This window comes from Nocardia sp. NPDC024068 (genome assembly GCF_040638875.1).
In the GTDB taxonomy this organism is placed as follows: Bacteria; Actinomycetota; Actinomycetes; order Mycobacteriales; family Mycobacteriaceae; genus Nocardia.
This window is the reverse complement of record NZ_JBEZYU010000021.1, coordinates 14,653-37,060: the sequence shown is the minus strand read 5'-3', so window position 1 is coordinate 37,060 and position 22,408 is coordinate 14,653. Positions and strand designations below refer to the sequence as shown.

Below are 22,408 nucleotides of genomic sequence, written 5' to 3'. Positions count from 1 at the left end.
TCCTTCCGCGTCCGAGCCCGCCCGCTAGATGATATACCCATATCATTTTAGTGGTATGGTCATATCGTAAAAACCGGCGAGAGGGAGATCATGCCGAAAACGGGGAGATTCACCAGCGACGACGCGAAGACCGCCCACCGGCGCGCATACGATGCCCTGGCCGCACGCTGGCCGGTCCCATCGACGACCTTCGACGTGCCGACTTCATTCGGGACCACCCATGTGCGCAGGTCCGGGACGGGCGAAGGCGCTCCGATCCTGCTCCTACCGGGCATCGCGGGAAACGGGACCGTATGGCACCGGTTCATCGAGGATTTCGCCCGCGACCACGTGGTCTACACCCCGGATGTCATGGGGTGGCCGGGCCGCTGCGTACAGACCGCGCCGCTTCGCGACGGCGCCGATATCGCGCAATGGGCGGTGGAGGTACTCGACGGGCTCGGCGTGGACCGGGTTCATCTGGCCGGGAACTCACTGGGTACCTGGCTGGCGGGCATGGTCGGGGTGCATCACAGCGAGCGCCTGGCGAGTATCACCATGTTCGAACCGGGCGGCGCCACCTTCACCAAACCGAGCCCGGGTCTGCTGTTCAAGTTCGTGCTTCTCGGTATGCGGGCGACTCCGGAACGCATGCGGAAGTTCAACCAGTGGCTGACACCCCGCTCCGAACTCGATACCGAGGAACTCGCGATGGCCGCGGCGGCGGCGAAATTCCGGCCCGGGATGCCGTGGGACCGCATGCTCACCGATGAACAGATGACCGCCCTGACCGCGCCGCTGCTGGTGCTGTACGGGGCCGAGACGGTCGTCAGCGACCCCGCTGCCGGGAGCGCGCGAATCCGGAAGTTCATACCCGCGGCGGAGATAGAGGTCTATCCGGGCGTGGGCCACGATCTGCTCTGGGCGAACCCGGAGCAGGTGATCCCGCGCTTCCTGGACTTCATCGACAGCCACGACCAGGTGCGCGCCTGAACCATCCACCGCCCGCGACGACGCACGGGAGTCAGAGCCAGCCCATTCTTTCGGCGGCCCGGACCGCCTCCGCGCGGGTCCTGGTGGATGTCTTCCCGATGGCCGCGGACAGGTGGTTGCGTACGGTGCCCTCCGACAGATGCAGGCGGCCGGCGATCACCGCCGCCGTCGCCCCGTCCGCGGCCGCGGCCAGCACCTCGCGCTCCCGGGCCGTCAGCGGGGAGGTGCCCGCGGTGAGGGTTTCGGTGGCCAGCGCCGGATCCACCACCCGCAACCCCATATGCACCCGCCGCACCGCATCGGCCAGTTCGCGCGCCGGGGTGTCCTTGACCACGAAACCACTCGCGCCCGCGTCGATCGCCCGGCGCAGATAGCCGGGGCGGCCGAACGTCGTCACCATGAGAACGCGCACGCCGGGGTGCTTCGCGCGCAGTTCCCCCCGCGACCTCGATACCGTCCGGACCGGGCATCTCCACATCGAGCAGCACCACATCCGGACCCGTGCGCGCGACCGCGTCGAGTACTTCGTCGCCCCGCCCCACCTCGGCGACGACCTCGAGGTCTGATTCCAGGCCGAGCAGCGCGGCGAGCGCGCCGCGGACCAGCGCCTGGTCATCGGCCAGCAGCAGGCGGATCATCTCCGGCCCCTTTCCCGCGACTCATCATCCGGATATCGCGACGACAACACGGACGCCTCCTCCGGCCGGTTCCGATACGGTCAGCACCGCGCCCGCGGCCCCGGCCCGCTCCCGCAGGCCGGTGAGACCCGATCCGGCCGCGGCGGCGCCCAGTCCGCGGCCGTCGTCCACCACCTCGATCCGCGTCGGCGATACGGTCACCGCGCAGTGCCGGGCGGCGCTGTGGCGGACCACATTCGTGATCGACTCGCGCAGCACCCAGCCGAACAACTCGTGCTCGCCCGGCGGTAGCCGCGACGGATCGGGCAGGTCGGCCGCGATATCCGCGGCCGCCAGGGCACTGCGCGCGTTGGCCAGTTCGCCGCGCAACGTCACCTCGCGCAGGCCGCCCACGGTATCGCGGACGCCGGACAGCGCGTCCCGGGCCAGGTCCTCGACGTCGGCGAGTTCGGTTCGGGCCCGGTCGATATCGATATCGAGAAGCCGGCGCGCGAGTTCGGTTTTCACGGTGATGACGGTGAGCGAATGGCCGAGGATATCGTGCACATCGCGGGCCACCCGGTCACGTTCGGCGGCGACGGCCAGTTCGGCCTGCTGCCGGCGGGCGAGTTCGGTGAGCCGCGCGCCCCGCACCCCGACCTGCCGGAGCACCCAGATCACCGCGGGCACGAAGGCCACCGACCAGGGCACATCGGCCGGTCCGGGAACGACGGGCGGCGGCAGCAGGATCGCGAGCGAGACGGCCAGGCAGATCCAGCCGGACGCGCGGGGCGTCAGCCGGAACACGGCGACGACCGCGAGGTAGAGAGCAGTGGGCACCGCGGTGGCTCCGAATAGTGCCACCAGTGCGGCGACACAGAAACCCATCCCCGCGAGCACCGGCCAGACCCGGCGGTTTCCGGGCCGCGACACTTCGGCGGCGCTGACCGGCGCGGTTCCGGTGAGCGCCGCGACGATCAGTACCGCGTACCCGAGAAGAATCGCCGTCTCGGCCGCCGCCGCCGGCTGGTCGGCTTCCCGCCAGTCCTGCAGGATCCGCGGGATCAGGTACCCGAGCCAGATCACCGCCAGCACCGCCCCGAACCGGCTGCGGCGGGATCCGGCGGCGGCCGACGCGTTGTAACCGGCCACCCGATCCAGTAAGGCGGATATCCGCCCGCCGGGCGGGGGGTCGGCAGGCGCGGTCACGACCGGTCCCGGAGCGCGCGTGGGCCGCCCGCCCCACCGGGGAGCGGACGGCCCCTGCGGTGGTCGATCACGAGGACCGACGGTACCGAAGCCGGCGTGACCACCGGCTCAGCGGGCGGTGTCACGACGGAACATCATCGCCGCGCCACCGGCGAAGACGGCGGTCCACGCGACGATATTCACGACAGCCACCGCGATCGCCGAACCCCCGGTCGCCCCGAACGGCATCCGGACCAGGGTCGCGACACCGTGGGTGGGCATCACCGTCGAGAGGGTCCCGATCCAGCCGTGCAGAGGTATGAACAGTCCGCCGCCGAACGACAGCGCGGCCAGCACCGGGCCGAGCACCTGCATCACGTTCTCGGAGGGGAGCAGGTACCCGACGAACAGCCCGAAGGCCGCGAACACGAACGAGCAGCCCCAGGCCAGCAGGAAGCAGGCGACCCAGGCGGCGGCGGTGAGCCGGGCGCCGGACAACGCGCCGACGGCGAACACCACACTCACCGAGATGACGGCGAGCACCATCGCGACCGCGACCTTGGTCGCGATATAGGCGGCGGGACGCAGCGGGGTCAGCCGTAACTGGCGACTCCAGCCCTGCGCGCGTTCGATCGCCACCATGGCGCCGGCGCTGGTGGTGGCGACCATCGCGCCGTACACGGCCATCGACACCATCACATAGCCGGTGACGTTGCCCGAGCCGAACGACTCCGCGCGGAAATCGGATTGCAGGCCGAACAGGGCGAAGAACAGCGGCGGCACCAGCAGGGTGATCAGCAGGGTGCGCCGGTTGCGCAGCATGCGGCGCAATTCCATGCGCAGGAAACCGGACCGGAATCGGAGGGGCAGGCGGCTACCGGTGGGCAGGAATTCGGGGGTGGTGGTCATCTCAGTTGTCTCCGGTGGTGAGGGTCAGGAACGCGGATTCGAGGTTGTGCGAGGAGATCTCCAGATCTGTCGCCGCGGTGGCGGTGAGCAGGTGGCGGGCCAGCGCGTCGGAATCGACGGTGTGCACGACGACCCGGTCGCCGGACAGTTCGACCTCGTCGACACCGGGTAGCGACAGCAGCCGGGCGGGGTCTGCGCCGGGCAGGGTCGCGCGGACCGTGCGGCCCGCGGCGAGATTCTTGATCTGGGCGGCGGTACCGTCGGCAACCACCTTCCCCGCCCGCACCAGCACGATCCGGTCGGCGTAGGCATCGGCCTCGCCGAGGTAGTGGGTCGCGAAGACCACCGTGCGGCCGCGGCGGGAATCCGCGCGCAGGGCGTTCCAGAACTCCCGGCGGCCCTCGACGTCCATTCCGGTAGTCGGTTCGTCCAGCACCATGAGATCGGGATCCGGCAGCAGCGCCAGCGCGAACCGCAGCCGCTGTTGCTGCCCGCCGGAGCATTTGCCCACCCGGCGCCGGGCGATATCGAGGATCCCGGCCCGCTCCAGCACCTCGGCGACCGGGCGCGGCCGCGGATGCAGAGCCGCCACCAGTTCGACGGTCTCGGTCACGGTGAGATCGGGCAGCAGCCCGCCGGACTGCAGCACTGCCGCGACCCGGCCCGCCGCGACCGCCCGCGCCGGCGATTCGCCGAATATCCGGGCCTCCCCGGCATCCGGCGCGGTGAGGCCGAGCACCATATCGAGGGTGGTGGACTTACCCGCGCCGTTCGGGCCGAGAAACGCCACAATCTCCCCGGGGGCGACCACCAGATCCAGCCCGTCGACGGCCCGGATCTCGGCACCGTCCGGAGCGCGGAAACTCTTGCGCAGCTCGCGCAAGTCGATCGCCGCGGGGCCGGCCCCGGCGAGCGCCGCGGCGGCCGGCGCGTTCGTCACTGTCGATGTCATGACTCCACCGTCGCCCGAAAGCACGGCGGATCCTTCGCACGAGTGTCATCGATCGGCCATGACGAGTGTCATGGCCGATCTACGGGCAGCGCTTCGACCCCGGTGCGGAACCCGGGCGGCGGCGAGAGGCCGGTCAGGCCTCCAGCAGTGCGGCCTTCAGTTCGCGGGCGGCGGATTCGGGGTCGGTGGCGGCGGTGATCGCGCGCACCACCACGATGCGTTCGGCGCCCGCGCCCATGACCTCGGGCAGCGTGGCGCCGTCGATCCCGCCGATGGCGAACCACGGCCGGGCCGGGTGCGCGGTGGCGGTACTGCGGACCAGGTCCAGGCCCGCGGGGTCGCGACCGGGTTTGGTGGGGGTCGCCCAGACCGGGCCGGTGCAGAAGTAGTCGAGATGTTCGTCGGCGGCGGCCAGCCGGGCCTGCTCCGGATCGTGGGTGGACTGCCCGATCACCACGTCGGCGCCCAGAATGCGCCGGGCGTACCACGGGGGCAGATCCTGTTGCCCCAGGTGCAGCACATCGGCATTGGCGGCCAGCGCGATATCGGCCCGATCGTTGACCGCCAGCAGCGCCCCGTGCCGGCGGGTGGCGGCCTTCAGTTCGGCGAGTGCGGCGAGTTCGCCCTTCGCCTCGAGCGGGCCGAACCGCTGCTCGCCCGGCGAGCCCTTGTCCCGGAGCTGGATGATGTCGACACCACCGGCCAGCGCGGCGTCCGCGAACTCGGCGAGGTCGCCTTTCTCACGTCGGGCGTCGGTGCACAAGTAGAGCCTGGCGGTCGCGAGGCGGTCACGCGGTGGCAGCGTTCGGCGAGCGGAGGACTGTTGCACAACTGCCACGGTAACCGCGCTAACGTGGAGACGTTGCAAGAGGTAGAGCGTTGCAGTGCGAACATCCGCGCGCACGACCCGGGTCCGGTGGCGGCGCCGCGCCGGCGAGATCGTGCGCGAGCAGTCCCGGAGGAGGTGGCGTGGTGACCGTGCGCGAACCCTCCGTCGCCGTCGTGGGCGGTGGCGTCATCGGGCTGGCCGTGGCCTGGCGGGCCGCGGAGTCCGGCCTGCCGGTAACCCTGTTCGATCCGGCCGTGGGCTCCGGCGCGTCGTGGGTGGCCGGGGGAATGCTGGCACCGCTCTCGGAAGGCTGGCCGGGAGAGGACGAGGTGCTCGCCTTCGGCGCGGCCGCGCTGGCGAGCTGGCCCGGATTCGCCCGGCGGCTCGAGGCCGTCACCGGTGTGGATGTCTTCGTGGCCACCGAAACGCTGACCGTCGCCCAGGACGCCGCCGACGCCGCCGATCTGCGCACCGTCGCCGACTGGGTGGGCGAGCGCGGACACGAACTGCGGATACTGGACCGGGCCGGGGTGCGCGCGCTGGAGCCCGGGCTGGCCCGCGGCGTCCGTGCCGGACTGCTCGCCACCGCCGAACCGGCCGTCGACAACCGGCGGCTGGTCACCGCCTTGCGCAAGGCGGTCGCGGAGGCCGGGGTGGTGGTGGACCCCACTCCGGTCCGCGACCTCACCGGCCTCACCCAGGACCGGATCGTGCTGGCCGCCGGCGCGGCCTCGGCGCGGCTGTGGCCGGGGCTGGCGGTGCGGCCGCTCAAGGGGGAGATCCTGCGGTTGCGGCACCGGCCGGGCGCCCAGCCGCCGCCGGCCCGGGTCGTGCGCGGGCGGGTCCACGGCCGGCCGATCTACTTCGTGCCCCGTGACGACGGTGTCGTCCTCGGCGCGACCCAGTACGAGGCCGGTTTCGACACCACGGTCACCGTCGCCGGGGTCCGCGATCTGATCGCCGACGCCGAAACGCTGATACCCGGTATCGGTGAATACGAACTGGCCGAGGCGAGCGCCGGATCCCGGCCCGCGACCCCGGACAACCTGCCGTTGCTCGGCCGCCTGTCCGATCGCGTGATCGCCGCCACCGGGCACGGCCGCAATGGCATGCTGACCAGTGCGCTCACCGCCGAAGCGGTACTGGCAGAACTCGGCGGGCACCCGCTGCCCGAGGTCGCGGCGGCGGATCCGCACCGGTTCGCGCTATCCACACCCTCAGGAGGAAGTCGATGACACTGTCATCCGCATCCGTGCCCATCGGCGTCACGGTGAACGGCACCGAGCACGAATTCGGTGCCCCGCTCAGCGTGCGTGAACTGCTGGAACGGCTGGAACTGCCGTGCCGGGGAGTTGCGCTGGCGGTCAACGGCGCGGTATTCCCGAAATCTCGCTGGGATGAGCCGGTGGGACGCGGCTGGGAGATCGATGTGCTCACGGCGGTCCAAGGTGGCTGACGAACCGCTGCGCATCGCCGACCGCACCTTCGGTTCCCGGCTCATCATGGGCACCGGCGGCGCGGAGAACCTGACCGTGCTGGAGGAGGCCCTGCTGGCCTCCGGGACGGAACTGACCACCGTCGCCATGCGCCGGGTCGACGCCGCCGGCGGCACCGGCGTCCTCGATCTGCTGAAGCGGCTCGATATCGCACCGCTGCCGAACACCGCGGGCTGCCGGACGGCGGCCGAGGCGGTGCTCACGGCGCAGCTGGCGGCCGAGGCCCTCGACACCACCTGGGTCAAACTCGAGGTCGTCGCCGACGAACGCACCCTGCTACCCGATCCGATCGAACTCGTCGATGCCGCGGAACAGCTGGTCGACGCCGGTTTCACCGTATTGCCCTACACCAACGACGATCCGGCCCTGGCCAAACGGCTCGAGGACACCGGCTGCGCGGCGGTGATGCCGCTGGGCTCGCCGATCGGCACCGGCCTGGGCATCGGGAACCCGCACAATATCGAGATGATCGTGAGCCGCGCACAGGTGCCGGTGATCCTGGACGCCGGTATCGGCACCGCCAGCGATGCCGCGCTCGCCATGGAACTCGGCTGCTCGGCCGTCCTGCTGGCCACCGCCGTCACCCGGGCCAAACAGCCCGCGCTCATGGCCGCCGCCATGGCCGACGCGGTGCGGGCCGGGCATCGCGCGCGCGAGGCCGGGCGGATACCCAAACGATTCTGGGCCCAGGCGTCCTCCCCGGGCCGGTAGGCCCGCCGGACGGGGGTGAACCCCGACGCGCGGGAGTGGGTCACCCGGGGGCGGGTCATCCTCCAGGATGACGGCGGGTCACGACCAACGGGCGACGCGGGCGAGCCCGCCATAGGGCATGCTGGTCGGCATGATCGAAGTCCGGGGCTTGACCAAGCACTACGGGCAAACCGTCGCCGTCCAGGATCTGACCTTCACCGTGCGACCCGGCCAGGTCACCGGGTTCCTGGGACCCAACGGCGCCGGTAAGTCCACCACCATGCGAATGATTCTCGGCCTGGACCGGCCGACTGCGGGCACCGCCCTGATCAACGGGCAGCCCTACGGCCGGTTGCGCCATCCGCTGCGTGAGGTCGGCGCGCTGCTCGACGCCAAATGGGTGCATCCCAATCGTTCGGCACGCGCCCACCTGGAGTGGATGGCGGCCTCCAACAATCTGCCCAAATCGCGGGTCGAGGAGGTGCTGCGCCTGGTCGGCCTGTCCGAGGTCGCCGGGAAATCGGCCGGCGGGTTCTCCCTCGGCATGTCACAGCGGCTGGGTCTGGCGGGCGCGCTGCTGGGCGACCCGAAGGTGCTGCTGTTCGACGAACCGGTCAACGGCTTGGACCCCGAGGGCATCCTGTGGATCCGCCGGTTCATGCAGCGCCTGGCCGCCGAGGGCCGCACGGTGCTGGTGTCGAGCCATCTGCTCTCGGAGATGTCGCAGACCGCCGACCATCTGGTGGTGATCGGCCGGGGACGGCTCATCTCCGATTCCACCACCTCCGAATTCATCGAACGCGCGTCCGAATCGTCGGTTCGGGTCCGCAGCCCGCAGCTCGACGAGCTGCGCAGCCTGCTCACCTCCAACGGGATGACGGTCAAGCAGAACGACGGCAACGCCGACGGCGCGGCCCTGGTGGTCAACGGTGTCACCAGCGACGCGGTCGGCACCCTGGCCGGTGAGCACAACATCACCCTCCACGAACTCGCCCCGCAGCGCGGCTCGCTGGAGGAGGCGTTCATGCGCATGACCGGGGGCGATGTCCAGTATCACGGGGAAATCGGCCCCCAGGCCGATGCGGCCGCGCTCGCGGCCGAGGCCGCCGCGATCCCCACACCGCAGAGTCCGGCCCAGACCGTCGGAGGTACCAAATAATGGGCGTGATAGCCGCCGAACGCATCAAACTCACCTCGACCCGTTCCCCCTGGTGGTGCTCGGTGATCGTGGTGGCGCTGGCCGTCGGCTTCGCCGCACTGTTCGGGTTCATCGGGCGGATCGCCGCCGATGACCCGCAGGCTTCGGGTGCGCCCGCACTCACCGTCGACACCGCGTTCCTGGGCATCACCGGTTTCGGTGTCATGGTGCTGGCCATCATGGCGACCCTGACCGTAACCAGCGAATACCGATTCGGCATCATCCGGACGACCTTCCAGGCCGTTCCCAATCGCACCCTGGTGATCGGCGCCAAGGCGGGGCTGGTCGGCATCTACGCGGCCGTGCTCACCACCGTGCTCGCGTTCGCCGCCTACGCGGTCGCGAAAGCCGTTGCGGGCGATGCCGGATCGACACTGCTGCTCGACGGCAACTGGCGGGCGCTCTACGCCATCCCGGTCCTGGCCTTCCTCAATGTGGTGCTCGCCATCGCGGTGGGCGTGCTGGTACGGCAGTCGGCCGCGGCCATATCACTGATCGTGCTCTGGCAGCTGATCATCGAACCCCTGGTCGGGGCACTGGGTAAGGTGGGACGGGAGATCGGTGCGTTCCTGCCGTTCCAGAACGCGAGCCGCTTCGCGACGATGGACGACTCGATGACCTCGGCGAACTGGCACTGGGGTGCCTGGGGCAGCCTCGCCTACTTCATCATCTTCGTCGCGGTGGTCGCCGGTATCGCGGTCCTGGTGCTCAACCGGCGCGACGCCTGACCGGAAAACCACCCGAGCCGCTTCCCTCGCCGCTCGGGTAGTGGGTAGCGCGACCTTGTCGGGAGGATCGCGCGCCCCGCGCCTCGGAGGCCACTGCCCGGCCCCTGAGGTGCTCGCACCACCGGCCCGGCGCCGATACGCCGGGCCGGTGGTCGTAATCACAAAACTGGTCATTTGTCCTGCTGATCGATGTCGTGACGGTGACACCGGATCGGGAACGCGATTTTCCCGTAACCGCCAGTTCACCTCCCACAGTGCGACCATCGCTACGATCGGTTCAGGCACCACACGTTTTCCATCGGCGGACCCAACGGCGTGCCGCACTCCTCCGATAGAGAGGTGACAGGTGACGATTCTCAGCATTCCCCCCGCGTCCGAACCCCTGAGATACGCTCAGGGCGTGAACGAAAATCCCTCCGGCAGCGCCGTACCGGAGCCGGAGGTCGACAGCGCCGCCGCGCCGGGCGCAGGCCACACACATACCCCGCGGCCGCGCCGCACCAAGATCGAACTGGCTCCCGTCGAGGAGACGAACGGCGAGACCCCGCCCGGGGTTGTTCCCCGCCCCCTCGTGGGCCCGCTCGCCGCGTTCATGAACGCCACGAACCAGCGCCCGGATGTCATCGAGGTGCTGCGCAGGGCACGCAGACAACTCCCCGGCGACCCCGCGTTCGGCGATCCGCTCTCCGTCAGCGGTCCGGGTGGCGCCCGCGCCGTGGCCCGCGCCGCGGACCGGCTGGTCGGGGACAACCCCAGCGCCGCCCGCGAAATCGGTTTCGGTGCCCTGCAGGTCTGGCAGGCGATGCTCGAACGCCTCGGCCGCGGTAAGGGCACCGAGGAGATGACGGTGATGTTCACCGATCTGGTGTCCTTCTCGTCGTGGTCGCTCACCGCCGGCGACGAGGCCACCCTGAACCTGCTGCGCAAGGTCGCCCGGGCCATCGAACCGCCCATCGCCGAACGCGGCGGGCACGTGGTCAAACGAATGGGCGACGGCGTGATGGCGGTGTTCCCGTCGGCCGACCGCGCCGTGGAAGCCGCGATCGCCGCCCGCCGCAATCTGGCGGAGATCACCATGGGCACCTACCGGCCCCGGATGCGGATCGGGCTGCACACCGGATCGCCGCGCGAGATCGGCGGCGACTGGCTGGGTGTGGACGTCACCATCGCCGCACGGGTGATGGAAGCGGCCGGAAACGGCCGCATGATGATCTCCGAATCCACCCTGGCCGCACTGGGTCCCGAAACCCTCGCCGAACTCGGCCACAGCGCCCGCCCCTACCGGCGCAGCTTCTTCGCGGCGCCCCTGAGCGGGGTGCCGGAGGATCTGCGGATCTACCGGGTCAGTTCATCCTGATCCGGTTCCCGCGTACTGCGGCCGCGCAGAGTACGAGCCGCAGGCGGGTACCACCCACCCCTGGCTGCACAGAGTCCGACCAGGGCACGGCCCGCGGCGGGTACCGCCACCCGGTGGCAGCTCAGCGCGCGAACAGGGCACGGTCGGGGGCGGGCATCCAGCAGCCGCGTGCCGCGTCCCGGTTGTAACCGTCCCGGAAGTGGGCGATCAGTGCGGCCAGTCCGGGATGGGGGTCGGTCTTGTCCCACAGCAGCGCGTGCGGATAGGCCGGAGTCGGATCGACCACCCGGACCCGGCGGATATGCGGATGCCAGGGCAGTTCGAAACCGTCGCCGTTGAACGTCGACAGCGTGGCGGACCCGGCGATATGGTCCAGCAGCGCCTCGATCGGCGCGGGACCCCGGTCGGCGTCGGGGAAGAGTTCCGAGCGCGGTGTCCGGTCGATGATGACACCACTGAAGCGGCTCAGGCTGTCGTAGAAATCCGCCCATTCCGACGGGACCGCCGCCCCGGGCACCCAGACGGTCTCACCCGCCAGTTCGGCGAGCGGGACGGCCTCGCGGCCCGCCCACGGGTGATCCCGGCCGACCAGCAGATGCAGCACGTCGAGATACGCGGGGAGCGCGGCGATATGGGCGGGTAACGGACGCGGGCCGCCGTGGGCGCGGGCGAACGCGATATCGGCGCGCCCGCTCAGCAGGGCATCGCGAGAGGTCACATAGGCGTTGGAGAGCACCATTTCGATATCGGCACCGGGATCGCGGGCCAGATAGAAACGCATCGCCCGCATCTCGGCCGCTCGTTCCCCCAGTACCGCCACCCGCAGCGGGCCGGGATGCGCGCTCGCGGTGGCGACCGCCTCGTCGGCCAGGGCCAGCAGCGCCCGGGCGTGGGTGAGGAACCGCACCGCCGCCGCGGTCGGTTCCGCCCCGGTGGGGATCCGGTCGAACAGCGCGATCCCGAGTTGTCCCTCCAACCGCGCGATCCGCTTGGACACGGCCTGCTGACTGATCCCGAGCACACCGGCGGCCAGCCCGAACTGCCCCTCGTCGACCACCGCGACAAAGGCCCGCACCGCCGCCAGATCGAGATCGGTCACCCTGCCTCCACCTACATCCATCGGTTGTCGAACGACGCATGCCGATTGTTCGACCGACCGCGTTTCTCCTGGTCATATGTAGCCCGAACGACCATATACGCCGCCCGGACCCGACAACCGGACGGTATACGGATCGAGGCACGGGGTATCGATGACCAACGCGTCTTTCGTGCATCTGCACAACCACACCGAGTACTCGATGCTCGACGGTATGGCCAAGGTGGACCCGCTGTTCACCGAGGCCGAACGGCTGGGCATGCCGGCGGTGGGGATGACCGATCACGGCAATATGTACGGGGCGGCGGAGTTCTTCCGGCGGTCCCGGCAGTCCCCGGTGAAACCGATCATCGGGATCGAGGCCTATATCGCTCCGGAATCCCGGTTCTCGGGTAAGCGGGTGTTCTGGGGCGATCCGTCGCAGAAATCCGACGATATCTCCGGTTCCGGCGCCTACCTGCATATGACGCTGTTCGCCCGCAACGCCACCGGCCTGCGCAACCTGTTCCGGTTGTCATCGCGGGCCTCGTTCGAGGGGCAGCTCGGGAAATGGCCGCGGATGGACGCCGAACTGATCGCCGAACACGCGGACGGTCTCCTCGCCACGACGGGGTGCCCGTCGGGTGAAGTGCAGACGCGGTTGCGCCTGGGGCAGTTCGAGGCCGCCTGCGCGGCGGCCGGCCGGTGGCGCGATATCTTCGGCCCGGAGAACTTCCTGCTCGAAGTGATGGATCACGGTCTGTCGATCGAGCGCCGGGTCCGCGCGGACCTGCTCGCCGTCGGCGAAAAGGTCGGGCTGGCAACGCTGGCCACCAACGACTGCCACTATGTGGTGCGCCAGCAGGCCACGGCGCACGAGGCGATGCTGTGCGTGCAGACCGGCCGGACGCTGTCCGATCCGGCGCGCTTCCGGTTCGACGGCGACGGCTACTACCTGAAATCCCCCGCCGAGATGCGGGCGCTGTGGGATCTCGAGGTCCCCGGCGCCTGCGACACCACGCTGGCGGTGTCCGAACGCATCGAACCCTACGACGAGGTGTGGGAATTCCGTGACCGGATGCCGGTGTTCCCGGTGCCCGAGGGGCATTCCGAGGACAGCTGGCTGAGGCACGAGGTGGCCGCCGGATTGCGCTGGCGCTGCCCCGGCGGTGTCCCGGGCGGCTACCTCGCGCGCGCCGATTTCGAGCTGGACATCATCCGCGACAAGGGTTTTCCCGCGTACTTCCTGGTGGTGGGCGATCTGGTGGCGCACGCGCGGCGAGTGGGTATCCGGGTGGGCCCCGGCCGCGGGTCGGCGGCCGGTTCGCTGGTCGCCTACGCGCTGGCGATCACCAATATCGATCCCATCGAACACGGATTGCTGTTCGAACGTTTCCTCAATCCGGAGCGGCCGTCGGCGCCCGACATCGATATCGATTTCGACGACCGCCGCCGCGGCGAGATGATCCGTTACGCCACCGAACGCTGGGGCGCGGACAAGGTCGCCCAGGTGATCACCTTCGGCACCATCAAAACCAAGGCCGCCCTCAAGGACGCCGCCCGTGTCCAGTTCGGCCAGCCCGGTTTCGCGCTCGCCGACCGGATCACCAAGGCGCTGCCGCCGGCCGTGGCCGCCAAGGACATCTCGGTCGCCGGAATCACCGACCCGGGTCACGAACGGTACGGGGAGGCGGCGGAGGTGCGGGCGCTCATCGCCGCTGACCCCGATATACGCCGGATCTACGACACCGCCGTCGGACTCGAGGGCATGGTGCGCGGCGCCGGTGTGCACGCGTGCGCGGTGATCCTGTCCAGCGAACCGCTGCTCGATGTGGTGCCGCTGTGGAAACGACCCCAGGACGGGGCGATCATCACCGGCTGGGACTATCCGTCGTGCGAGTCGATCGGCCTGCTCAAAATGGACTTCCTGGGCCTGCGCACACTCACGGTGATCGGCGACTGTCTCGACAATATTCGCGAGAACCGGGGTATCGAGATCGATCTCGACACCCTCGCGCTCGACGACGCCGCGACCTACGCCATGCTCGCGCGCGGGGACAACCTCGGCGTGTTCCAGATGGATTCGGCGGGAATGCGGGAACTGCTGCTGCGGATGGCACCCACCGAGTTCAACGATCTGGTGGCCTCCAACGCGCTGTACCGGCCGGGTCCGATGGGTGTGGGCGCGCACTGGGCCTACGCCGACCGCAAGAACGGCCGGGAAGCCGTGCGGCCGATCCACCCCGAACTCGACGAACCGCTGCGCGAGATTCTCGCCGAAACCTATGCGCTGATCGTCTACCAGGAACAGATCATGCAGATCGCGCAGCAGGTCGCCGGATACTCGCTCGGCCAGGCCGACCTGCTGCGCCGCGCGATGGGCAAGAAGAAACCGGAAGTCCTGGCCATGGAATTCGAGAACTTCCGCGACGGTATGCGCGCCAACGGATATCGCGACGAGGCGGTAACCGCGCTGTGGGAGGCGGTGCTGCCGTTCGCCGGGTACGCGTACAACAAATCCCACGCCGCCGGATACAGCCTGGTGATGTACTGGACGGCCTATCTCAAGGCCAACCACCCCGCCGAATTCATGGCCGCCCTGCTCACCTCGGTCGGCGACGACAAGGACAAATCCGCGGTGTATCTGGCCGACTGCCGCAAACGCGGGATCCGCGTACTCCCGCCGGATGTCAACGAATCGGCGGCCACCTTCACCAGCATCGGCGCCGATATCCGGTTCGGGCTCGGCGCCGTGCGCAATATCGGAGAACCGGTGGTGGAGGCCGTGGTGCGCGCCCGGGACCGGGCGGGCGCTTTCCGCGGATTCTCCGACTACCTGGCCAGGGTCGAGACCACGGCCTGCGCGAAGAAGGTGGTCGAATCGCTGGTCAAAGCCGGTGCGTTCGATTCGCTGGGGCATCCGCGCAAGGGTCTGCACCTGATCCACACCGAGGCCGTCGACGCAGCGCTGAGCACCAAGAAGGCCGCGGCCCGCGGGCAGTTCGATCTGTTCTCCGGCGAGACCGGCGACCCGGATTCCGGGGCATCGGTGTTCGAGATCCCGGTGCCGCAGGAGGAATGGGAGCCCCGGCAGCGGCTCGGGTTCGAGCGGGAGATGCTGGGACTTTATGTTTCCGGCCATCCGCTCGACGGTATGGCCGGTGCTCTGGCCGCGCCGGGCGATACACCCGTTGCCGCCCTACGGGACGGGGCCGTGCCGCACGGCCGCCGGATCACCGCCGCCGGCATCATCGCGGGCGTCGACCGGCGAGTCACCAAGAAGGGCGAACCGTGGGCGATCGTGCGGCTCGAGGATCTGGAGGCCGCGACCGAGATCCTGTTCTTCCCCACCGCCTACGCCCCGGCCGCCGGGCTACTCACCGAAGACGCCGTGGTCCGGATCGAAGCGCAGGTCAGCGTGCGCGACGGCCGCCGGTCCCTGCTCGGCGACCGGGTCACGGTGCCGGACCTGGCGGCGCCGGGCGCGGGACCGCCGCTGATTCTCACGGTCACCACCGCCGCCTGCACCCCTGAATCGGTGCGAGCTCTGCGGGAGTCCCTGCGACGGCACCCCGGCACGACCGAAGTCCGGATCGAACTGCTCGGTGCTCGCGGGCCCCAGCTGCTGCGACTCGACCCGCGATTCCGGGTCACCGGTTCGCCGGCGCTGATGGGCGAACTGAAAGCGCTGTTCGGGGCCGACTGCCTGCGTTGACAAGCCCAGATCGGCCCAGGCCTGCCGTGGACCGGCCACGAGCCGGCCGGTTTCGCGGCGGTTCTGCGTTGCCGGCGTACCGATCAGCCGGCGGCGGGCACGCCGCGCAGCGACTTTCCGACGGTGTTCAGATGCCCCACCGACCGGGTGTAGGAGGCGACCAGACCGGTCTCGCAGTAGGGGACACCGATCTCGGCGCAGTACTGCGCCACCATCGGCTGGGCCCGGCGCAGATTCGGCCGCGGCATGGACGGGAAGAGATGGTGCTCGATCTGGTAGTTCAGCCCGCCGAAGGCGGTATCGACCACCGGCCCGCCCCGCACGTTCCGGGAGCTGAGCACCTGACGCCGCAGGTAATCGGTGTTGTCACCCGCCGGGAACACGGTCATTCCCTTGTGGTTCGGCGCGAAGGTGACGCCCATGTAGAGCCCGAACAACCCCTGCTGCAGCAAGATGAACACGATCGCCTTCCCGGGCGAGAGCACGGTGAACACCACGGCGAGGTATCCGGCGGCGTGGGCGAAGAGCGTCGCCGACTCCACCACACGGCTTCCGATATCGCGGCGGACGATCGCCTTGACGCTCGCGCCGTGCAGACTCCAGCCCTCGAGCAGCAGCATCGGGAAGAAGAGCCACCCCTGATACCGGAAGATCAGGCGCCGGATACCGCGGCCCGCGCGGGCCCGCGCACTCGAATGCGCCAGCACACCCATGATGTCCGGGTCGGCGTCCTCGGTATTGGGATGGGCGTGGTGGCGGTTGTGGTTGCTCGTCCACCAGCCGATGCTCACCCCGATCGCGAGGTTGCCGAAGAACAGTCCGAGCAGGTGGTCGCGGCGGCGGTCGCCGGAGATCTGCCGGTGCCCGGCATCGTGGCCGAGAAAGGCGAACTGGGGAAATACGGCGGCCAGGAACACCGCGGCGGCCAGCACCCACCACGAATCGCCGATCACCACGACCGCCGCCCAGCCGGCCAGCAGTGCGAGCGTGGCGGCCGCGCCCTTCCAGACGTAGTAGCCGGGCCGCCGGTCCAGCAGGCCCGCGTCGCGCACCCGGCGCAGCAGCACCGAATAGTCGCTGCGCGGTTTGGTACGCACGGATGGCTCGGAGGGCGGGAGCTGCGGGGGTTCGACGGTAGGGAGACGTTCGGCGGCACGGGCCGTCATATTTTCACCGATCTCTGCAGAGATTCCACTGCGCCGGGAGGCCACGGCGGCGCACGTCCTCGTCGACTGTTGCCTGCAGACTACCCGGGACCGGTGAACGCGCCCGCCCGCCTGCCCGTCCTCGGCCGGACCGGTTTCGGCCGGTCGGCACGAGATCCGCGATCGGTGTCACGATCGTGGGCGTACCAACGGATTCGAGTAACACGGCCGACCGCCGAGTCGGGTTATCCGGCCGCCGGGGCGAGTACCGGCCCGCAGATCCTCTGCGGCCGGCTCGGCGCGGGGACCGCCGATAACTGACCATTTCCGCAGGAAGAGCCCGGTACGGCCGATCCGGATGGCCGACGGCTCCGAAGACAGGTTGCGCAACTCATAGCAATTTTCGATCAGTCTTCCGAGAGGGGCACGAGTTGTTTCGTCGTGTGATGTGCACGGTCCTGCTGGCTGCCGGAACCACCGCGGCCGCCGGTGCCGGAGTCCCGGCGCACGCCGAGCCGGACTGCGGTGCCAGCCTGCAGTCCTACAGCGGCGGTCTCCCGCTGAGCGTCGGCTACCCCGGCGACGACCGCGACTATCCGTCGCCGGAAGCCTTCCGGCTCCTCCCGAACCGGATGGCCGCGTTCCCCGTCGTCCTGGCGGCGCGAGGTGTCCGGACCCAGGGCTACCGGGGTACCTGGAATATCGATTCGAGCACCGCCGAACTGACGGTGAAGATGACCGTGGACGGCGACAGCAGGATGCTCGCCAACGCCGCCACACTCACGGTGAGGCCCACCCGATGCAGCGGCCGGCTTGTGGAAGAGCTGGGCGGCACCGTCACCTGGGGCAGCGGCCGCAGCGCCACCGTCACCGCGCTGAACCCGCCGTCGCCGGAGTCCTTCTTCTGATCGGGGGCGCGAGCCGAACGGCTCCGGCCGCCCCGGCGCGTTTCGGTCAGGAGAGGTCGAGATGACGATTCATCGCCATCGCCGCCTCGGCCAGGTCCGGTAGTTCCACCACCCGCACCCCGTGCTTCTCCAGTCTCTCCACGCCCACGCAGTTCTCGACGAAGGTCGCGGGTTCGCGCCAGGCGATCACGACGGTCGGGATCCCGGCCGCCAGCACCCGGTCGGTGCAGGGCAGACGACTCTTGGTCGCCCGCTCCGAACACGGCTCCAGCGTGCTGTAGAGGGTGGCGCTCCGCAGCCGTGGGTCGGCCGGGTCCAGTTTCGCCAGCGCGGCCTCCTCGGCGTGCTCCTTGGGATCGGTTTCGCGGGAGTAGCCGGTGGCGATCTCCGCCCCGTCGGCAACGATCACCGCGCCCACCGAGAACGCTCCCGGGGCCACCGGACTCCGGCGCGCCAGCTCGATCGCCCGCAGCATCCAGCGGTGGTGTTCGGGTTCGGGCATCGGACCTCCTGGACTCATAGGGGCGGCCGAGGCCGATACCGCAGGACCGCCACATCCCCGGCCCGGGAGACCTCGAGCAGATCCATACGATGGCCGGCGCCGCCCGGAAACCGGGCGGGATGCAGGAACCGCGGCGCGTCCGCGTCGCCGACCAGGGCCGGGCCGACGGCGAGACTCAATTCGTCGGCCAGGCCGCCGGCCAGGAACGCGGTATGGATACGGCCGCCCCCCTCGACCATCAGCCGGCCGATTCCGCGGCCACCGAGATCGTCGAGCAGGGCACCGAATTCGACATCGTCACCGAGTGCGACGACATCGGCGGGTTCGCTGAGCCGCCCGGCGAGCCGGCGCGCCCCCGCCTCGGTCGTGTAGACCAGCGGCGGATGCTCCGCCGTCCCGGGCCCCCAGAGCCGGGCGGCCGGATCCAGATCGCCGCTCGCGGTCACGGTGACCTTGCGCGGATACGCCGGTCTACCGGCGGCGAGGCGTTCCCGGCGACGGTGCTCGTCTTTCACGATCAGGCGGGGGTTGTCGCGCCGTACGGTCTCGGCGCCGACGAGTATCGCGTCCGCCCAGGCCCGTAACCCGTCGACGCGGTCGAAGTCGGCATCACCGGACAGCAGCAGGCGTTCGTCGGACGTATCGTCGAGATACCCGTCGACACTCACCGCGACCGACAGCAGCACATAGGGCCGCCGACCGGCACCGGAGTCCATATCAGGTCTCCGGATCCAGTACCCGGTCACGCGGGATACCCAGTACGCGCGCGGACCCGGCAGCCGTCGCGCCGAGGTCTGCGCCCGGATCACCATCGGCGGTCACCGCGACCGCCGTCACCGCCGACTCGCCCTCGTCCGCCGGTTCGGGCGGATACGGAGGATCGAGCAGTACCGCCCGCTCACCGGGCCCGCCGGGGTCGGCGTGCAGCCAGACGAACTCCACGCCCAGATCGATCGTGCGCGGCAGGCCGGCCACCAGGCCCGCGGCGTCGGCTTCGTCGCATTCGGCCGGATCGAGATGGGCGAACGTGGCGCGCAATGCCGGCCACGCGTCGGCGAAACCGGCGTGCAGTGGCCGATCATCCACCTCGTCCTCGGGGACCCAGGCCAGTTCCACACTTTCCATATTCGGGCGGACGGGCAGCGGTTTGCCGGCATCGGCGATCACGGTGGTGTAGGTCCAGCCGCTGGGCGCGGTGGCGGTGACCCGTTCGGCGCGGACCGCGATATCGGCGGCCTTGATCCCGGCCTCCTCATCGGCCTCCCGGACCGCCGCGTGCACCGCCGTCTCGTCGCTGTCGCGGGCGCCCCCGGGTAACGCCCAGGTCCCGCCCTCATGGCTCCACAGCGCCCGGTGCTGCAGTAATACGGCCGCGCCGCCGGTGGTGAGCGGGGCACGCAGCAGCAGCCCGGCCGCACCGAAGCGGCCCCAGTGGCGCACACCGCCCGGGCTCACAGCCCACCCGTCTCCATCACCACGCATCTCACACCGCCCTCGTCGACCGTCCCCCCTCCATCCTGCCGTACCCGCATACGGGAATGATCGGTATGGGCGTCATAGCGCGGACGTGGACAATACCTAATACGCTCATGGCTGCGGTGTGAACGAGAACCCGTGCGCACCGCCGAGTGATACAGCGCATCCGGCGCCCAGAGTTGGAGGGTGGACATGACGCCGTTGGCGGTGGATCGGGCGGTTTCCGAACCCGACCCGGCCCACGCGGACCCGGCGCCCGCGACCGGGCCGGCGAACAGTTTCCGCCCCGGGGTGCAATGGGCCTGGAACCGGCTGAACCCGGCCCGTTTACGGCTGTTCGCGCAGTCGTCGCCGGGACGGCTGATCGGTATCGGGCTACTGGTGGTGCTGATGTGCCTGGGTTCGGGCGCGCTCACCGCCGCGACCGTGCACGACCGGCAGCGAGATCTCGATATCCTGCTCGCGGGTACCGAACCGGACGCCCATGCCGCACACCGGCTCTACACGTCCCTCTCGGTGGCCGACGCCGCGGCGGCGACCGCGTTCATCTCCGGCGGGCTGGAACCGCAGCAGGTCCGGGACCGGTACAGCCAGGCTCTCGGCGAGGCGGGCGCCGAACTGGTGACCCTGTCCGGCGACGGGACGCAGGACGACGAGCAGCGGATCGGTATCGGTTCCGGACTGCCGGTGTATTCGGGGCTGGTGGAGACCGCGCGAGCGAACAACCGGGCCGGGCATCCGGTGGGCGCGGCCTATATGAGCGAGGCTTCGCATCAGATGCAGACCGTGCTGCTGCCGATCGCCGAACAGCTCTACGTGCGCCGCGCGGACGCCGTCGACTCCGCGCAGGACCGTCATGTCCGGCCGCCGTGGCCGGCGATCGTCCTGTTGCTGGTCGCCTTGGCCGCGCTGGTCTGGGGGCAGCGACTGCTGGCCCGGGGCTGGCATCGCACCCTCAACCCCGGAATGTTGCTGGCCTCGGGCGCGGTCCTGATCCTGCTGCTGTGGACCGTGATCGCCGGTTCGGTCTCGGCGATGTCCATGTCCAGCGGCAGATCCGACGGCACCGTCCCCGCCGCCCGGCTCACCGAAAGCCGGATTCTCGCCCAGCAGGCGCGCTCCGCGGAAACCCTGAAACTGGTACGCCGGGACACCACCGGCGATTACGACCACGCCTTCGACGCCAATATCACCCGCCTGAACGAACTGCTCTCCGGTCATTCGGATTCGGCCACCAGCGCGGCCCGCGCCGCACTCCTGCACTGGCTGGCCGCCCACGAGCGGATGAACGACGCACTCAATCGCGGGGAATTCGCCCGCGCCGCCACCATCGCCACCGGACCGGGCGCCGAGAACGCCACCGTCCATGTGGATGCGCTGGACACCGCACTCGGCGCCGGAATTTCCGATACCCGGGACACGCTGCGTGACAATATTTTCCACAGCGCGCGGGTACTCGACTATCTGGCGCCCGGCGCGGTCATACTGGGTATCGCGGCTGCGGCGTACACAGCGTTCGGCATCTGGCCACGACTGCGGGAGTATCGATGAGAGCTGCGCGTAAGGCACTCCGCCATTCCTGGCCGACGCGCGCCGGGATGGTCTGCACCGCCCTGTTGCTCGCCGGCTGCGCGGCCGGCCCGGGACCGCGCAGCGCGACCCCGCACGGCGACTACGCCCGCCCCCCGTTGCCCGCCCAGGCGACCGCGATTCCCGCCGACACCACGGTCCGCGTCCCCGACGACCCCGCGTGCGGTGATCCCACCGCGAGCCTGCGCCCCACCGGCCCCGGAGCGACCGGTCCGGTACTGGACCGTATCCGCGCCCGCGGGCGCCTGGTGGTGGGGCTGGACACCGGAAGCAATCTGTTCAGCTTCCGGGACCCCAACAGCGGTGTCATCGTCGGCTTCGACGCCGATATCGCCCGCGAGGTCGCCCGCGACCTGTTCGGCGACCCGGACCGGATCGAATACCGCAGCCTGGGTTCGGAAGAGCGCGAGGCGGCGCTGGTGGACCGCCGCGTCGATATGGTCGTCAAAACCATGACCGTGAACTGCGCCCGGCTGGAACGGGTCTCCTTCTCCACCGTCTACCTGCAGGCGCACCAGCGGGTCCTGGCGGTCCGCAATTCCGGGATCAAGAGCCTGAAAGATCTGGCGCACAAACGGGTGTGCACGATCCGGGGTACCACCTCGCTGGAGCACATCAACCGTATCCAGCCCGAGGCCTCGATCCTCACGGTGCCCACCTGGGCGGACTGCCTGGTGGTACTGCAGCAGCGGCAGGTGGACGCGGTCAGCACCGACGACTCGATCCTGGCCGGGCTGGCCGAACAGGACCCGCATACCGAATTGGTGGGTCCGAGTATCAGCGAGGAGCCCTACGGGATCGGTATCCCCAAGGGCGACGAGGATCTGGTGCGCTTCGTCAACGGCACGCTCGACCGGATCCGCGCCGACGGCACCTGGAACCGGCTCTACAACCAATGGCTCGCGGTCCTCGGACCCTCACCCGGACCCCCGCCACCGGCCTATCGGGACTGATTCCCCGTGGTGACCGACGAGTCCGGTATCCCGGCCGGCTCCGGAGACGTTCCGGAGCCGCCCCCGACCCGTGCGGTCGAGGCCGACCGGCTTCGCACCGGGGCCACG

Annotated in this window: 20 protein-coding genes and 1 pseudogene; 11 read left to right on the top strand and 10 right to left on the bottom strand. The window is 70.0% G+C overall.

Annotated elements, in window-relative coordinates:
• The first annotated feature begins 90 nt into the window (after positions 1-90).
• Positions 91-972 carry an alpha/beta hydrolase gene (locus AB0F41_RS17900; protein WP_357425056.1) on the top strand — a complete coding sequence of 294 codons (882 nt, stop codon included), beginning with the start codon at positions 91-93 and terminating at the stop codon, positions 970-972.
• Between the two features lie 31 nt (positions 973-1,003).
• On the opposite strand, the pseudogene AB0F41_RS17895 reads toward AB0F41_RS17900, so the two are convergent.
• From AB0F41_RS17895 to thiE, 5 genes and pseudogenes are all read right to left on the bottom strand, one after another.
• Positions 1,004-1,610: pseudogene (locus AB0F41_RS17895) on the bottom strand (response regulator transcription factor).
• A gap of 24 nt (positions 1,611-1,634) precedes the next feature.
• Complete coding sequence (locus AB0F41_RS17890; RefSeq protein WP_357425054.1) at positions 1,635-2,798, bottom strand: histidine kinase; 1,164 nt, start codon at positions 2,796-2,798, stop codon at positions 1,635-1,637.
• Between the two features lie 108 nt (positions 2,799-2,906).
• Positions 2,907-3,686: an ABC transporter permease gene (locus AB0F41_RS17885; protein ID WP_357425052.1), complete on the bottom strand. Its 780-nt coding sequence runs from the start codon at positions 3,684-3,686 to the stop codon at positions 2,907-2,909.
• Between the two features lies 1 nt (position 3,687).
• Positions 3,688-4,638, bottom strand: a complete 951-nt coding sequence (locus AB0F41_RS17880) for an ABC transporter ATP-binding protein (RefSeq protein ID WP_357425050.1) — start codon at positions 4,636-4,638, stop codon at positions 3,688-3,690.
• 133 nt (positions 4,639-4,771) lie between these two features.
• Positions 4,772-5,467, bottom strand: a complete 696-nt coding sequence (thiE, locus tag AB0F41_RS17875) for a thiamine phosphate synthase (protein ID WP_357425048.1) — start codon at positions 5,465-5,467, stop codon at positions 4,772-4,774.
• Positions 5,468-5,607: 140 nt separating this feature from the next.
• Here thiE and thiO point away from each other — a divergent pair, with 140 nt between their 5' ends.
• From thiO to AB0F41_RS17845, 6 genes are all read left to right on the top strand, one after another.
• On the top strand, positions 5,608-6,702 hold the full coding sequence (gene thiO, locus AB0F41_RS17870) for a glycine oxidase ThiO (RefSeq protein WP_357425046.1): 1,095 nt from the start codon (positions 5,608-5,610) through the stop codon (positions 6,700-6,702).
• Positions 6,699-6,923: a sulfur carrier protein ThiS gene (gene thiS, locus AB0F41_RS17865; protein WP_357425044.1), complete on the top strand. Its 225-nt coding sequence runs from the start codon at positions 6,699-6,701 to the stop codon at positions 6,921-6,923. Before thiO ends, thiS begins: the two co-directional genes overlap by 4 nt.
• The gene (locus tag AB0F41_RS17860) at positions 6,895-7,674 is read left to right on the top strand and encodes a thiazole synthase (protein ID WP_357425042.1); all 780 of its coding nucleotides are present in this window, start codon (positions 6,895-6,897) and stop codon (positions 7,672-7,674) included. The genes thiS and AB0F41_RS17860 overlap by 29 nt, the downstream gene beginning before the upstream one ends.
• Positions 7,675-7,804: 130 nt before the next feature.
• Positions 7,805-8,812, top strand: a complete 1,008-nt coding sequence (locus AB0F41_RS17855; RefSeq protein ID WP_357425040.1) for an ABC transporter ATP-binding protein — start codon at positions 7,805-7,807, stop codon at positions 8,810-8,812.
• Complete coding sequence (locus AB0F41_RS17850; RefSeq protein WP_357425038.1) at positions 8,812-9,579, top strand: ABC transporter permease; 768 nt, start codon at positions 8,812-8,814, stop codon at positions 9,577-9,579. Before AB0F41_RS17855 ends, AB0F41_RS17850 begins: the two co-directional genes overlap by 1 nt.
• Before the next feature lie 592 nt (positions 9,580-10,171).
• Positions 10,172-10,936, top strand: coding sequence for an adenylate/guanylate cyclase domain-containing protein (locus AB0F41_RS17845; RefSeq protein ID WP_357425171.1), 765 nt, complete (start codon positions 10,172-10,174; stop codon positions 10,934-10,936).
• Between the two features lie 121 nt (positions 10,937-11,057).
• Here AB0F41_RS17845 and AB0F41_RS17840 read toward each other — a convergent pair whose 3' ends face one another.
• On the bottom strand, positions 11,058-12,035 hold the full coding sequence (locus AB0F41_RS17840) for a LysR family transcriptional regulator (RefSeq protein ID WP_357425036.1): 978 nt from the start codon (positions 12,033-12,035) through the stop codon (positions 11,058-11,060).
• A gap of 151 nt (positions 12,036-12,186) precedes the next feature.
• Between AB0F41_RS17840 and dnaE the strand changes: the two genes are divergently transcribed.
• Positions 12,187-15,726 (top strand): DNA polymerase III subunit alpha, encoded by a 3,540-nt coding sequence (dnaE, locus tag AB0F41_RS17835; protein ID WP_357425034.1) that lies wholly within the window; start codon positions 12,187-12,189, stop codon positions 15,724-15,726.
• Positions 15,727-15,809: 83 nt separating this feature from the next.
• Here the strand turns inward: dnaE and AB0F41_RS17830 are convergent, their stop codons facing one another.
• Complete coding sequence (locus AB0F41_RS17830) at positions 15,810-16,892, bottom strand: acyl-CoA desaturase (RefSeq protein WP_357425032.1); 1,083 nt, start codon at positions 16,890-16,892, stop codon at positions 15,810-15,812.
• A 425-nt stretch (positions 16,893-17,317) separates the two neighbouring features.
• Between AB0F41_RS17830 and AB0F41_RS17825 the strand changes: the two genes are divergently transcribed.
• Positions 17,318-17,779, top strand: coding sequence for a hypothetical protein (locus AB0F41_RS17825; protein ID WP_357425030.1), 462 nt, complete (start codon positions 17,318-17,320; stop codon positions 17,777-17,779).
• 46 nt (positions 17,780-17,825) lie between these two features.
• Here AB0F41_RS17825 and AB0F41_RS17820 read toward each other — a convergent pair whose 3' ends face one another.
• The 3 genes from AB0F41_RS17820 to AB0F41_RS17810 are packed head-to-tail and all read right to left on the bottom strand — an operon-like array spanning position 17,826 to position 19,763.
• Entirely contained in the window at positions 17,826-18,281 is a 456-nt protein-coding gene (locus AB0F41_RS17820) for a deaminase (RefSeq protein WP_357425028.1), read from the bottom strand.
• A gap of 14 nt (positions 18,282-18,295) precedes the next feature.
• On the bottom strand, positions 18,296-18,997 hold the full coding sequence (locus AB0F41_RS17815; RefSeq protein ID WP_357425026.1) for a dihydrofolate reductase family protein: 702 nt from the start codon (positions 18,995-18,997) through the stop codon (positions 18,296-18,298).
• Between the two features lies 1 nt (position 18,998).
• The gene (locus AB0F41_RS17810; RefSeq protein WP_357425024.1) at positions 18,999-19,763 is read right to left on the bottom strand and encodes an NUDIX hydrolase; all 765 of its coding nucleotides are present in this window, start codon (positions 19,761-19,763) and stop codon (positions 18,999-19,001) included.
• 186 nt (positions 19,764-19,949) lie between these two features.
• On the opposite strand from AB0F41_RS17810, the gene AB0F41_RS17805 reads away from it, so the two are divergent.
• Both AB0F41_RS17805 and AB0F41_RS17800 read left to right on the top strand, forming a co-directional pair.
• Positions 19,950-21,308, top strand: a complete 1,359-nt coding sequence (locus tag AB0F41_RS17805; RefSeq protein ID WP_357425022.1) for a hypothetical protein — start codon at positions 19,950-19,952, stop codon at positions 21,306-21,308.
• Positions 21,305-22,300: a glutamate ABC transporter substrate-binding protein gene (locus tag AB0F41_RS17800; protein ID WP_357425020.1), complete on the top strand. Its 996-nt coding sequence runs from the start codon at positions 21,305-21,307 to the stop codon at positions 22,298-22,300. Before AB0F41_RS17805 ends, AB0F41_RS17800 begins: the two co-directional genes overlap by 4 nt.
• The last annotated feature ends 108 nt before the right edge of the window (positions 22,301-22,408 follow it).